A 12334-nucleotide genomic window follows, 5' to 3' on the forward strand; every position below is an offset into this window, starting at 1 on the left:
ATAATAACAAAAGTTGAATACAGGTGGCTTATGTATTATTAGACATTGATTGCTATGGTTTCTTATTAATTATAAATAATTAGCTGTCAGTCATTAAGCGCTTATTAGTTCAGTATCTATCAATTCAATACCGACAATTCGATATCAACACGCCAAATTTTGAGAATTTATTTTATATAACAAGCTACTCTTATATATAGCAAGCTACTAAAAATAACGATTAATTGAGGAATGACACTATGGATATTATCAGTCACTTAACGCGGACGGTGAGCCCTGCAGTATTAGGAGATGACCGCAATCCCGCGAAGAAAAATTTACTTGAACAATTTTATGCTATTTTTGCCGCGCGCCTAGCGGATAACGACACTTATAATCGTTTTGCTAATGAAAATATCGCCCGTGACGATCAAGGATTTTATGACCGCGTATGGACTGACGGTGCGCACCGCGATCAAATTGCTCGTGAGCTTGCTGGCAAGCATAACGTCGATGCCACCGCTGCTCGTGGTCTTATTGCGATGGCGGCGCCGTTGGCCTATCATGAAATAAAAAGCTTGGCAGGCACAACGCCGGTACCACAGTTTCTAAATGACAATCTTGCCAGTTACCAGCATCATATTCCTATATGGGCAAGTACGGTTCTGCCTGCCGGTATGATTGCTGGAGCACCTGCTGGTGCTCGTCTATCTGATACGGTCAGCACTGACCCTATCCGCCGTGAAGAGGAAGAAAAAGGCAGCTTTATGAAAGCGCTGCTACCGATTATTGGTCTTATTATCTTGGGTGCATTGGCTTGGGCGCTGCTAAGAGGCTGCCAAGACAACCCTGAGCCAGTCGGTGCGCCAGTTGCTACTGAGCAGCAAGCAGCCAATGACGGGCAAGCAGTAGTTGCCGCTGATATTGAACCTGCATCATTGCGTATCGCTACTGGTGAAAACAGTGAACTATACGCTTGCCGTATGAACGTTGGTAATGAGACGTTACAGAGCAATGTTATGGACGCTTTGACCGCCACATTTGGTGATGAAGCCAATAATTGCCGTGCAGACGTCGATGATAACTTCTCAATTGATATGCCTGCAGCCGCTCAGCTCGCTTCTATTCTCCCTATCGTTAAAAACGTGCCAAACGCCAGTATGTTAATTAAAGGCGATACTATTACCGTGAATGCTCCTGATGCTGCGGCATTAGATAAAATGGTTGCCGATTTACAAGCGGCTGCACCAGCTATGACGGTAAAAGCAGAAGGTCCGCTAAATGAGCAGAGCGAGATTGACAATAGCTTAACAGCGTCTCAAGCTGCGATGGATAATCTTGGTCAAGATCCTGATCCTCGCGATGTAGCTCGTGCGCTAAGCCTACAAGTAGTCAATTTTGAAGTAGATAAAGCGGTAATTCCAGAAGTTAACAAGCCATTGCTGAACAATACCGTTAAAATTATGCAACAAGTACCAAATATGAAGCTGATGATTATTGGTCATACTGATAAAACTGCTGATGCTGCTTATAACATGAAATTATCACAAGAGCGTGCGCAAGCGATGAAGGATTACTTAGTCGCGCAAGGTGCTGATCCAAGTAAGCTGATGATAAAAGGTATGGGTGAGACCGATCCAATTGCTGATAACGCCACTGATCAAGGTCGTTTCCGCAACCGCCGTATTGAATTTGTCGTCTATGATGAAACAGCCAATGCAAACGATGGTATGGTCATTAGCAAAAGTGCGCTTGACCCAGATTTAAATCCTTTAGATAGCGACAATGATGATCTAATGCCTGATGCTGATGATCGCGGTGTTAATACCACTATGCCAAATCCAGACTTGAATCCGCTAGATCGCAATAATGATGATTTATTACCAGATTCAGATGATCCAAGCCGTGGTACTGCTCTAGACCCAAAGGCAAATAATTAATTATCAATTATCAATTATTTATAAGCTTACATGACCTATTAATATAAAAAAACCGCATCTTAATAAGGTGCGGTTTTTATTTTGCCTAAATATTTTATTGATTGCGCCTTTAGCGGTTAACAAAGATTATTTATAATTAGTAGGGTCTTTTAACTCAGTTTGCGCTTCTGGTTGACTAGGGAAGAAAGTCTGCAATATATTGTCTTTTGCTTGTTGCCAATAATCAAACTGCTGGCATGTCGATTCAAGATCCCCTTGCCAAACAGGTATCTGCCCACACATGGTCTTGATACGTTTTTGGTCAGGATAGGGCAGCTCTTGTGCCGCTTTGGCCGCTTCGTGAGCAGCAACGCGATCATTACAGACCAAGGCAATATCGCAGCCTGCTTCAATCGCTGTTCTGACGCGGGCGCTGACATCGCCTGCTGCTTGCGCGCCGGCCATCGATAAATCATCAGAGAATAAAACCCCATCAAAATTAAGCTGCTGACGAATGATGTCTTTGAGCCAAATTTTTGAAAATCCTGCGGGTTTATTATCGACTTGTGAGAAAATCACATGCGCCGGCATTAAGGCATCAAGCCAAGGTAACGTCTGTGCAAACGGCTGCATATCGCTATTCATAATCTCATCTAAGCTACGCGTATCGATGGCTTCTGCCACATGCGAGTCAGGCGCGATGGCACCATGACCGGGGAAGTGCTTACCGGTGGTTGCCATACCGGCGTTTTTCATCCCGCGCATAAACTGGCTTGCCAAGGCAATAATCGATTGTGGCTCCTGATGAAAGCTACGGTCGCCGATAACTTGGCTGATACCATCTCTATCGAGCACCGGCGCAAAGCTTAAATCAATACCAACTGCCAATACCTCTGCCGCCATCAAATAGCCACAATCGTAAGCAAGGCTCAGGGCGTGGTTAGGGTCTTCATTAAATAACTTACCAAGTCTGCCCATCGCCGGCAATGGCGTAAAACCGTGACGTAATCTAGCAACGCGCCCGCCTTCTTGATCAACGCCAATCAAGATATGAGCATTGTGATAGCGTATATCGTCACACAAGGAGCGCACTTGCGCCGCGTCTGCTACATTACGGGCAAATAATATCACCCCGCCTACTTGTGCTTGTTTGATTAAACTGACATCTTCAGCAGTCAGTGCGGTACTATCGATATCAATCATTAAGACGCCGTACATTGCGTAATCCTTATTAGGCTAGATATGGTTATATTATCGTTTAGGGTTATATTATCGCTTAAGCTTAAACAGCATTGAGCAATAACGCACATTATTTATGGTCATTATTTGCTATCGCTGTTTAGTGCCATATTGGTTATATTATGACAGTTATTATAAGATGAGCATAATGTCGCGGCTGAATTGATTTAAAAGATATATTTTGATGAATTAATTATTTATTAAGTTAGAGCAACGAATGTGGTTGATAGGAGCTGTGGATGTTAGTAAGTAGGAGATAACGACGCTGCGGGTAAGATTGTTTATACAGTTTGAGACAGTGACGTATTTATAGCCATGCTAGTATTGATTGATTTTTTAACGATAAAACTAAAATAACTATCATGTGTTTACGCGCTTTTAATGCTAGCGTATCGCATGGTTTAGTGGTAAATATAACAGAGTAAAAAACAGCCGGATTTTATGGATAGCCGTTTATTAGATAACTTTTAATAGGAATAAAAATTATAGTCATTTTAGGGTAATTTGGATAAAAAAAGGCGAGTGAAATTCCTACAAATAGTAGGATAAGCTGCGCGCCTTTTCTTGTATCCGAGGTATATAGAATGGACTATGAAGCATACTTTTCACTTAAAATAATTAGGTATATATGATGAAAAAACAACCAGCACAGTGGTTACTCAGTGCAGCGTCAGTGGGTATCGCTGGTCTTATTCTTACCCAAAGCTATGGCACCGCAATGGCTGATAGCAATACTGCAGGCTTTAAGGCCACGCCTGAGCAACAGGTCACTACCCGTCAGGTAGCGGCATTGCTAGATCGTAGTCATTATCTCAATCAGCCACTTGATACCGCAACGGGTAGCGAGATTCTATCCATGTATATCGATAGCCTCGATCCAAACCATACCTTGTTTTTACAATCTGATGTCGATGAATTTAAGAAAAAATATGCCGATGAGTTTGGTGCGCGCCTAAAACGCGGCGACTTATCTGCGGGCGTAGAAGTGTTTGAGCGCTATCGTACACGCTCTAACGAATACTTTGCCTTGACAAAAAAGCTGCTAAAGACAGATCTTGATTTAACCAGTAAAGATAGCATTGTGCTTGACCGCGAAAAGCTCAGCCACTTTAAAACTAAAAAAGAGCAGCGCGACTATTGGAAGCGTCAGCTTAAGTTTCAGCTGATGAGTATTACCTTGGGTCAAGAAGATGAGAAGGCGAAAGAAAAAATATTTTTAACTAATCCTGATATCACGCGCGGGCAAGACTTAGTACGTAACGATGAGCGCACGCCGAGTGAGATTTTGGTGAATCGTTTATCACGCCAGCAAGAGCAGCTTTCGCGTCTGAAAGACGATGAAATCATGGAGACTATCTTAAATACGGCGATGTTGACTTATGATCCGCACAGTAATTATTATGCGCCGATTCAAGCCAACGAGCTGCAAATTCAATCGAGTCTGCAGTTAGAAGGGATTGGGGTTTCTATTCGCCCTGACCGTAAAAACCCTGATTATACTCGCATTGTCACCTTGGTAGACGGTGGTCCAGCGGCTAAATCTGGTCAGATTAAACCCAATGATTTGATTGTCGGTATTGCCAAAGACGGTGAAACCATGATCGATGTGGTTGGTTGGTCAACGCGTGAAATTGTTGGTCTAATTCGCGGTAAACGTGGCACGTCGGTGACTATCAAAGTACGTCAACCGAATACCCCTGATGCGAGCGCCCGTAATGTAACCGTGGTTCGCGATATTATTCAGCAAGAAGAGTCGGGCGTGAAGAAACGCGTCGTCGAAGTACAGCGCCCTAATATCGACAAAACCCCAAAACGTATCGGTGTACTTGAGATACCAAGCTTTTATCTCAACTATCGCGCCCGCCGCAATGGCGAAGAGTACCGTAGCGTCAGTGATGATACCGAAAAAGCCCTCAAAGCGTTGAATAAAGAAAATATTGACGGTCTGGTGGTTGATTTGCGTAATAACCCAGGCGGCTCGCTCGATGAGGTTGCCAAGATGCTTGGCTTCTTTATCAAAAGCGGTCCATTGGTGCAGATTCGCGACAATCGCGGCAATATTCAAGTCTACCGCGACGACGATGGCGGCGAGCAGCTTTATGATGGCAAAGTCGTCGTTATTACCAATCTAGCGTCCGCCTCTGCTAGTGAGATTTTTGCTGCAGCGATTCAAGATTATGGTCGTGGTCTGGTTGTCGGTAGTACAACGACGGGTAAAGGCTCGGCGCAGATTCAGCTTGATAGCTTGGCTTTAGGTACAGCGACGCTAACGCAGCGTAAGTTCTACCGCATCACAGGCGGCAGTACGCAAAACAAAGGCGTGGTTCCTGATATTGAATTGGTCAATATCTATGATGATGCGACCTTTGGCGAGCGCGCCCAGAAAAAAGCCTTACCTTGGGATACTATCAGAACAGCCCCTTATAAGCCTGAAGGTAAATTTTCTGCCAATACGTTGGCAACGTTAAATCAGCAATCAAAAATCCGTCAGCAGCAAAATCCGCATTTTGCTTATCTATCAACGCTAAATGATATTCGTAATATGGAAGATGAGAAAAAACCGATTCCTCTCGATATCAATAGCCGCCGTGCCAAAATGCAACTGATAGAAAAGCGTTCATTGGAAGCTGAAAATAAACGCCTTATCGCAACAGGTGAGCGTCCTTATGCCAACTGGAATACTTATCAAGCGGCAATGGATGCAAAATTTGAAGAGCGTAGTCAGATGAAAGAAAGTGAGCGTCCTGAGCTACCTGAGGATGAAGCGTTCATTAAAGAGGCTGCTTATATCATGCTTAGCGCTGATGCAAAGGTGCAGGTTAGTCCAGAAGAAAAGCTATAAAGAATCGCACCTTTTTAGCGCTGCCTATTAGCTATAAAAATACGTGTAAGCATATGCTTACACGTATTGACGTTTTGACCTCTTACTAACCTCACGTCAATCTGCGATTATAACTGTACGGCACGATTGAACGAAAAGGTTCATAGGTACTAGGGATTGGTATCTTAAAGGTCGCATCAGGGATAGATGGTTTGCTGATTAGGGATGATAAGGCTGGAAGCCTGAAAGTTATAAGATGCTCCGGGATTAAGTATCTAATAACGTTAACATGGATGGTTAGTGATAAAAGCCGCATAATGCTTGTCGTTATGCGGCTTTGTTACGTCTGTAATCTCTATAATGCTTATAAGAGTAATTTTTCAGAAAGCGACTTATGCGAAAGAATTTTTATTAAAATTAGTGTGAAAAAAAGGTCAGTAGATTGCTCTACTGACCTTTTCTAATTAAACGAGAATACTAGCGTTAATAAATAAGTATTCGTCTAATTATGTTAACCATGCTAATAATGCTACGCTAAACTCAAAAAGAGATTAGTGCTCAACGCCACCAGCGCCATGGATATGGCCATGGTTTAATTCGTCTTCAGTTGCTGCGCGTACTTCTTGAATTTCAACATCAAACGTCAAACGCTTACCAGCCAATGGATGGTTTGCATCAACAGTCACTTCTTTGTCGTTTACATCAGTAACAGTAACCAGCATAACTTGACCGCCCGCTTCTGACTGAAATTGCATACCAGGCTGGATATCTTCAACGCCTTGGAAGTTTTCACGTGGTACATGTTGTACCGCTTGTTCTTGATATTCGCCGTAACCATCAGCAGGTTCTACAACGGCATTGACTCTTTCGCCAGCAGATTTGCCTTCTAGTTGTTGCTCAAGACCTGGGATGATGTTGCTATGGCCATGTAAGTAAGCAAGCGGTTGACCTTCTGGAGACTGGTCAAGGATATTGCCTTCGTCGTCTTTTAGGGTGTAGTTGAACTTGACGGCAGTGTCTTTTGCGATAGTAGTCATAAATTATCCTAAATATGTCGATATTAAAATTTAAATACGGTTGGAATAAACCTAAAAAAGCCAATCAGCCAGCCAAATAGCCACGTCATTAGTCAATTATCATCAGTTTATTAGGGTAACTTTAGCAGTTAGCATCTTTAATTGCGATGCCTGCTATCGGTTTCAAGGTTAAAAACATAAAAAATGCCACTTAATTGGCTAATTAATGTAAATAAATATGATTTTTCTGATTTTTGCTCGCTTTAACGTCAGTGGTTTAAGGTTTGCCAGTTGCGTTTTTGCATAATGACTCCTACCATAGAGACGACCATAACAATAAAAATAGTGACAAACATAAGGATAAATAACGATCATGAATGCATCTTCTCAAGCTTTAGCAGTTAATACTTTGAACCAGCAAACTGCCAATATCTTTTACCAATTCGACTTTGCGCGCTTTTTAGAGCATTTGGTCGACGTATCGCTTACCTTTACCGCCGATACTGACGCGCCAAGTTTGTGGTTGCCAGCATGGATACCGGGTAGCTACTTAATGCGTGAATTTGCACGTAATATCACCGCGGTACATTATCGAATAATGGATGATGAACGGTCGGAGGTGTACCGCGCAATAAAGACCGATAAAAACACTTGGCAACTGCCACATGCTAAAGTGGGGCAGGTAGTAGACGTCAGCTATGAAGTGTATTGTTATGATTTATCTGTGCGTACCGCTTATGTTGATCAGCAACGTCTTTATGGCAATTTTACCTCGCTTGCCTTAGCGATTGAGGAACAAGAGCAAAAAGCAATAGAAGTTGATTTAATCGTGCCAGCGGCATTTTTGGCCGACAAAGACGATAGCCGTGTGCGCTTGGCATGCGGACTTGAGGCAACACCATCACAGAGTGCTAAGTTGCGAATATATACTCTACAAGCAGACAGTTATCACGAGCTTATCGACTATCCGTTTGAGATTGCGGAACAAGATACCTTTGATTTCATTATTCAAGATGATAATCAGCAGACGACTAGCCACCATTTCTATCTAGCAGGTAAGCATAGTGCCAATATGGGACGCTTGCAGCAAGACATCACTCAAATATGTCAAACTTATTTAGATTGGCTTGGCGATGCGCCATTTGATGATTACACTTTTATGACCTTTGCCAGTGGTCAGGATTACGGTGGTCTTGAGCATATCAATTCGACCAGTTTGATTACCCCGCGTCGCGATTTACCCAGTGTTGATGAGCCAAAAGTGCCAAGCGCCGATTATCAACGCTTTTTGGGCTTATGCAGCCATGAATACTTCCATGCGTGGTGGGTGAAAACGGTGCGTCCAGATGTAATGCTAGATGTGGATTTACGCCGCGAAGCCTTTACACCATTGTTATGGGTGTTTGAAGGTTTTACTTCTTATATCGATGATTTTATGTTGCAAGCTTCAGGCGTGATTGATAAGGCAAGTTATCTTAAATTACTAACTGAGCAAATCAATCGCTATTATCAAACCCCTGGGCGCGCGCATCAAAGCGTTGCCGAGTCGAGTTTTGATGCATGGATTAAGCTGTACCGTAATGATGAAAATACGGGTAATGCTGGTATCAGTTATTACAATAAAGGCGCTTTGGTGGCGTTATGTTTGGATTTAACCTTACTGGCAAAAAGCGATGATCGTTATCGTCTGTTTGATGTGGTCAAAGCTTTTTATGAGCAGGCGAAGCAAAATGACAATCAGCGTATTGGTATCAATAGTGCCGATATTGGAACGGTAATCGCGCAGTTTATACCGTTAGCGGATTGGCAAGATTTTGAGCGGCGTTATGTCAATGGCGTTGAAGAGTTACCGATAGCAGCGCTGCTTGCGGCAAACGGTATTACAGTGCATAGCAACACTAAAGAAACGGCTGATAAATCTCTACCGTGGGGCATGCGATGTACGGAAACGCCAGCTGGACTTAAAGTGAATCAGGTAAGGCGTGCAAGCGCTGCTGCTAAAGCAGGCATATCTGCTCATGATGTCATCATTGCTCTTGATGGTATCAGAGCTGATAGTAAGCAACTGGCTGCTGTATCAATGGCGCAATCTGAGACTGACTGTCATTTATTCCGTCGTGACGAGTTGATGTGTGTCAGCGTAGCAGCGAATGTGGCAAGTGAAATAAGAGATAGCCAACAAGATAAAGTAGGCACAGCCAGTCCGCATAAGGTGAATCTAAAGCTGGAAAATTTAGGATTTAATCAATGGTTAACACCTGACTTTGTTAAGTCTTAAAGAGATAAAACTTTTTAAATCCATGCATAGTAATAGTGGGTAGGGCTAGTAAAGAATGTACCTGACTTGATATGATAAATAATCTGATAAATAAATGCTCGGGTTACGTTCCTACTAACCCGAGCCGATAGTGCCTTTCACTTATCCACTTATCAGAGATATTAGCCAAAGCGTTGCTGTAAATAAGCGATAATATCATTCGATTCATACATCCACTGAACGTCGCCATTTTCCTCAATACGTAAACAAGGTACTTTGACGCGCCCACCATTCTCAGCGAGCTCACTGCGAAATTCTAGATTTTTTTTGATATCTCGACATTCGATAGGTAAATTTAATTGATGCATTTTACGTCGTACTTTTATACAAAAAGGACAGGCATAAAATTGATATAGCGATAAATTTTTACAGGCAGCTATCACTTGCGCTTGCTGTTCCTGACCGCGTGCCATTGGCTTACCTTGAGTTAATACATTCACAGCAGCAATGATCCGTCCTAAACCTTCTCTTATAAGATTAACTAACATACAGACCTCTATAGATTATATCGTGTGAGAGATGATACCACTTCCTGGTTTGAGTATTCAGTTAAGCGATAATATCTGTAAATCAAAAATTTATAATAAGTTAGCTTATTCTTGAAAGTTGTCTATCTAGCATCTACTGAGCGCTATCAGTTAGATTATTAGTCTCTTTGCCATCAAATGATGTTCTGCCAATCCAATCTTGCATTATTTCGATTTCAGGCTCTTGGGCATTGATAATATCTTGTGCCAATTTACGCATTTCTTCATCAGTACCATATTTGAGCTGTACTTTTGCCATATCGACCGCGCCAATATGATGCGGCAGCATACCGCGCGCAAATGCCATATCAGCCTCAGGCTCTGCAATGCCTAACATCATGTCGCTGTGCATGGCATTCATCCCTTTAGCATAGGCCTCTTGCATGGCCTCAGTATTGGGTTTAGGTTTGGGCGCATCAGGGTGGCTGGCCAGCCATTTATTCATAATATCTATTTCAACTTGCTGAGAGTCGATGATGTCTTGGGCAAGCTTGCGCATGGTCTCATCAGTGCCATATTTTAGCTCAATCTTTGCCATATCTACCGCGCCGCGATGATGACCAAGCATCCCTTTGGCAAAGGCAGTATCGGGATCGTTATAACCCATACCAACCATCATCTCATTATGCATACTGGTCATCGACTTCGTATAGTCTTTTAGCATATCTGTCATTTTTGTATCATCTACTACATCGTCAGTCTCAGTCATATCATGGCCAGCATGTGCGTCCATATCGTCAGCAGCTTCAGACGGCTCAGAGGTGGTTAATGTCGTCTCTTCTACCGGTATTACCTCATTATCTTCTGTTGCTGGCTGACAAGCGCTTAGCAGAAATGCAGCAGAGATACTAGTGGCAAACAAGGTAAAACGATGAGAAGCGATCATGATATATCCTTACTATCAATAAATTTAACAAACCATACAAAAAATAAGAAAGCTGCACACGATATCCGCTAAATTAAATATAGAAATCGCCCAAAGATAACATGGTTTTGCAGCTTAACAGATAAACCTTACTCGTTCGAGACGCTATGTTTAACAAGTCGTAATATGTTTAACGAACATAATAGCAAAGCCAATTCATAAGTCCTTTAATGGAATTAAAATGGATAGTTTACGAAATTAGTGACCTAATCGATAATGCCTAACTTCTTACAATGCTCATTACTTAAATGAATACGCACAAATTCACCAACGCCAAGCGAACCAAGCTCAAATCCAGCGACTGACCAACGAATAAGACGCAAGCAAGGCAAGCCCACATGCGCAGTCATACGCCTGACTTGACGGTTTTTGCCTTCATAGATGGTCAGCATAAGCCATGAGGTTGGCACGTTTTTACGCTCACGAATAGGCGGATTGCGTTGCCATAAGTCAATCGGTAAATCTGCTTCGTCGACCAGTAACGCTGTTGCCGGTAAAGTTTTACCATCTTTTAAATTAACCCCAACAGCCAATTGCTTTAATTGATCAGCGCTTACTAGACCTTCGACTTGTACCAAATAGGTTTTACCTTGTTTTTGCTTATTTTGCGCAAAATTCTTAGCAGAAGGTGGCTGGGTAATGGCTTTATTAACCCGTCCATCACTGGTCAAAATCAGCAAGCCTTCTGAGGTGGCATCAAGTCGACCAGCGATGCGAAGAGATTTATCGGTGAAGTACTCTGATAGGGTACTGTGGTCATTGTTGCTGTCATCACGAAATTGACTTTGTACTCCGTAAGGCTTGTTGAATAAAATCAGGGTAGAGGTCGACATAAAATAGCGTTTCCAAAAGATAAAAAACTGGATATAGGATAAATATAAGCAATATTAAAACGGTGAGTGTTTGCTAAAAAACCAAACGTGTTATAAGTCGATTTTTATAATCATCAATAACTATACTAAGATTGTGGTATTTACAATATTGATAAATAAAAATGGCTCATACTAAACAAAAATTATCAGCGCTGCCGTTATTTCATATAAAGGTTAAATAAACCTTTAATCATACAAGTAACAATATCTTCCAATATTAATTTTAATATTATTATACATCACCTCGCCAAGCATGTCGGCCTAGCTATGTTCTGCTGAATATGTCCCGCTCAGATAGCGGTATCGCACCGGGTGCCAATAAAGGCGGTTCAATCGCCGTTTATGAGGCAACTCACGGTACAGCGCCTAAATATGCCGGTCAAGACAAAGTCAATCCGGGGTCATTGATTCTATCTGCTGAAATGATGCTCCGCGATATGGGTTGGACAGAAGCTGCCGACCTTGTGATCGATGGTATTAAAGGAGCGATTAAAAATAAAACCGTGACTTATGACTTTGAACGCTTGATGCCAGATGCTATTTTGCTCAGCAGCTCTGAGTTTGGTAAAGTCATTACTAAACATATGGATGCTTAATAATTCAGGAGGTTACGCGAATGGTTAGCTAAGTTTTACCAAGTTATATTTTTAAAAGCCATCTACTTAATGTAGATGGCTTTTTTATGGTTGTTCAGTTATTTAGCCATAAAAAATACCCCA

General features: G+C 42.2%; 9 protein-coding genes. 4 read left to right on the plus strand and 5 right to left on the minus strand.

All coding sequences use genetic code 11. The features are described 5' to 3' along the window. The first annotated feature begins 239 nt into the window (after positions 1–239). Positions 240–1919, plus strand: coding sequence for an OmpA family protein (locus AC2FA3_RS04440; RefSeq protein ID WP_490508503.1), 1680 nt, complete (start codon positions 240–242; stop codon positions 1917–1919). A 126-nt stretch (positions 1920–2045) separates the two neighbouring features. On the opposite strand, the gene nagZ is transcribed toward AC2FA3_RS04440, so the two are convergent. After that, complete coding sequence (gene nagZ / locus AC2FA3_RS04445) at positions 2046–3116, minus strand: beta-N-acetylhexosaminidase (RefSeq protein WP_490508505.1); 1071 nt, start codon at positions 3114–3116, stop codon at positions 2046–2048. 652 nt (positions 3117–3768) lie between these two features. Here nagZ and AC2FA3_RS04450 point away from each other — a divergent pair. Beyond that, on the plus strand, positions 3769–5979 hold the full coding sequence (locus tag AC2FA3_RS04450; protein ID WP_490508506.1) for a carboxy terminal-processing peptidase: 2211 nt from the start codon (positions 3769–3771) through the stop codon (positions 5977–5979). Positions 5980–6509: 530 nt separating this feature from the next. Here the strand turns inward: AC2FA3_RS04450 and AC2FA3_RS04455 are convergent. Beyond that, positions 6510–6995 carry an FKBP-type peptidyl-prolyl cis-trans isomerase gene (locus tag AC2FA3_RS04455; protein WP_149490575.1) on the minus strand — a complete coding sequence of 162 codons (486 nt, stop codon included), beginning with the start codon at positions 6993–6995 and terminating at the stop codon, positions 6510–6512. Between the two features lie 352 nt (positions 6996–7347). Here AC2FA3_RS04455 and AC2FA3_RS04460 point away from each other — a divergent pair, with 352 nt between their 5' ends. Then, positions 7348–9252 (plus strand): M61 family metallopeptidase, encoded by a 1905-nt coding sequence (locus AC2FA3_RS04460; protein WP_490508507.1) that lies wholly within the window; start codon positions 7348–7350, stop codon positions 9250–9252. Between the two features lie 161 nt (positions 9253–9413). On the opposite strand, the gene AC2FA3_RS04465 is transcribed toward AC2FA3_RS04460, so the two are convergent. The 3 genes from AC2FA3_RS04465 to AC2FA3_RS04475 form a co-directional block, all read right to left on the minus strand. Further along, positions 9414–9779, minus strand: a complete 366-nt coding sequence (locus tag AC2FA3_RS04465) for a glutathione S-transferase N-terminal domain-containing protein (RefSeq protein ID WP_490508508.1) — start codon at positions 9777–9779, stop codon at positions 9414–9416. A gap of 133 nt (positions 9780–9912) precedes the next feature. After that, positions 9913–10704: a CopM family metallochaperone gene (copM, locus tag AC2FA3_RS04470; RefSeq protein ID WP_490508509.1), complete on the minus strand. Its 792-nt coding sequence runs from the start codon at positions 10702–10704 to the stop codon at positions 9913–9915. 245 nt (positions 10705–10949) lie between these two features. Next, complete coding sequence (locus AC2FA3_RS04475) at positions 10950–11576, minus strand: pseudouridine synthase (protein ID WP_490508510.1); 627 nt, start codon at positions 11574–11576, stop codon at positions 10950–10952. Positions 11577–11896: 320 nt separating this feature from the next. Here AC2FA3_RS04475 and AC2FA3_RS04480 point away from each other — a divergent pair, with 320 nt between their 5' ends. Then, a complete protein-coding gene (locus AC2FA3_RS04480; RefSeq protein WP_490508511.1) occupies positions 11897–12211 on the plus strand; it encodes an isocitrate/isopropylmalate family dehydrogenase in 315 nt (104 codons plus the stop codon). The last annotated feature ends 123 nt before the right edge of the window (positions 12212–12334 follow it).

The organism is Janibacter sp. CoH_79_TC_3 (assembly GCF_058197955.1).

Excerpts from the sequence above, each read along its gene's own strand:
- AC2FA3_RS04460 (WP_490508507.1), top strand. The coding sequence starts at position 7,348 with ATGAATGCATCTTCTCAAGCTTTAGCAGTTAATACTTTGAACCAGCAA.
- AC2FA3_RS04450 (WP_490508506.1), top strand. The coding sequence starts at position 3,769 with ATGAAAAAACAACCAGCACAGTGGTTACTCAGTGCAGCGTCAGTGGGT.
- AC2FA3_RS04455 (WP_149490575.1), bottom strand. The coding sequence starts at position 6,995 with ATGACTACTATCGCAAAAGACACTGCCGTCAAGTTCAACTACACCCTA.
- nagZ (WP_490508505.1), bottom strand. The coding sequence starts at position 3,116 with ATGTACGGCGTCTTAATGATTGATATCGATAGTACCGCACTGACTGCT.
- AC2FA3_RS04475 (WP_490508510.1), bottom strand. The coding sequence starts at position 11,576 with ATGTCGACCTCTACCCTGATTTTATTCAACAAGCCTTACGGAGTACAA.
- AC2FA3_RS04440 (WP_490508503.1), top strand. The coding sequence starts at position 240 with ATGGATATTATCAGTCACTTAACGCGGACGGTGAGCCCTGCAGTATTA.
- copM (WP_490508509.1), bottom strand. The coding sequence starts at position 10,704 with ATGATCGCTTCTCATCGTTTTACCTTGTTTGCCACTAGTATCTCTGCT.
- AC2FA3_RS04480 (WP_490508511.1), top strand. The coding sequence starts at position 11,897 with ATGTCCCGCTCAGATAGCGGTATCGCACCGGGTGCCAATAAAGGCGGT.
- AC2FA3_RS04465 (WP_490508508.1), bottom strand. The coding sequence starts at position 9,779 with ATGTTAGTTAATCTTATAAGAGAAGGTTTAGGACGGATCATTGCTGCT.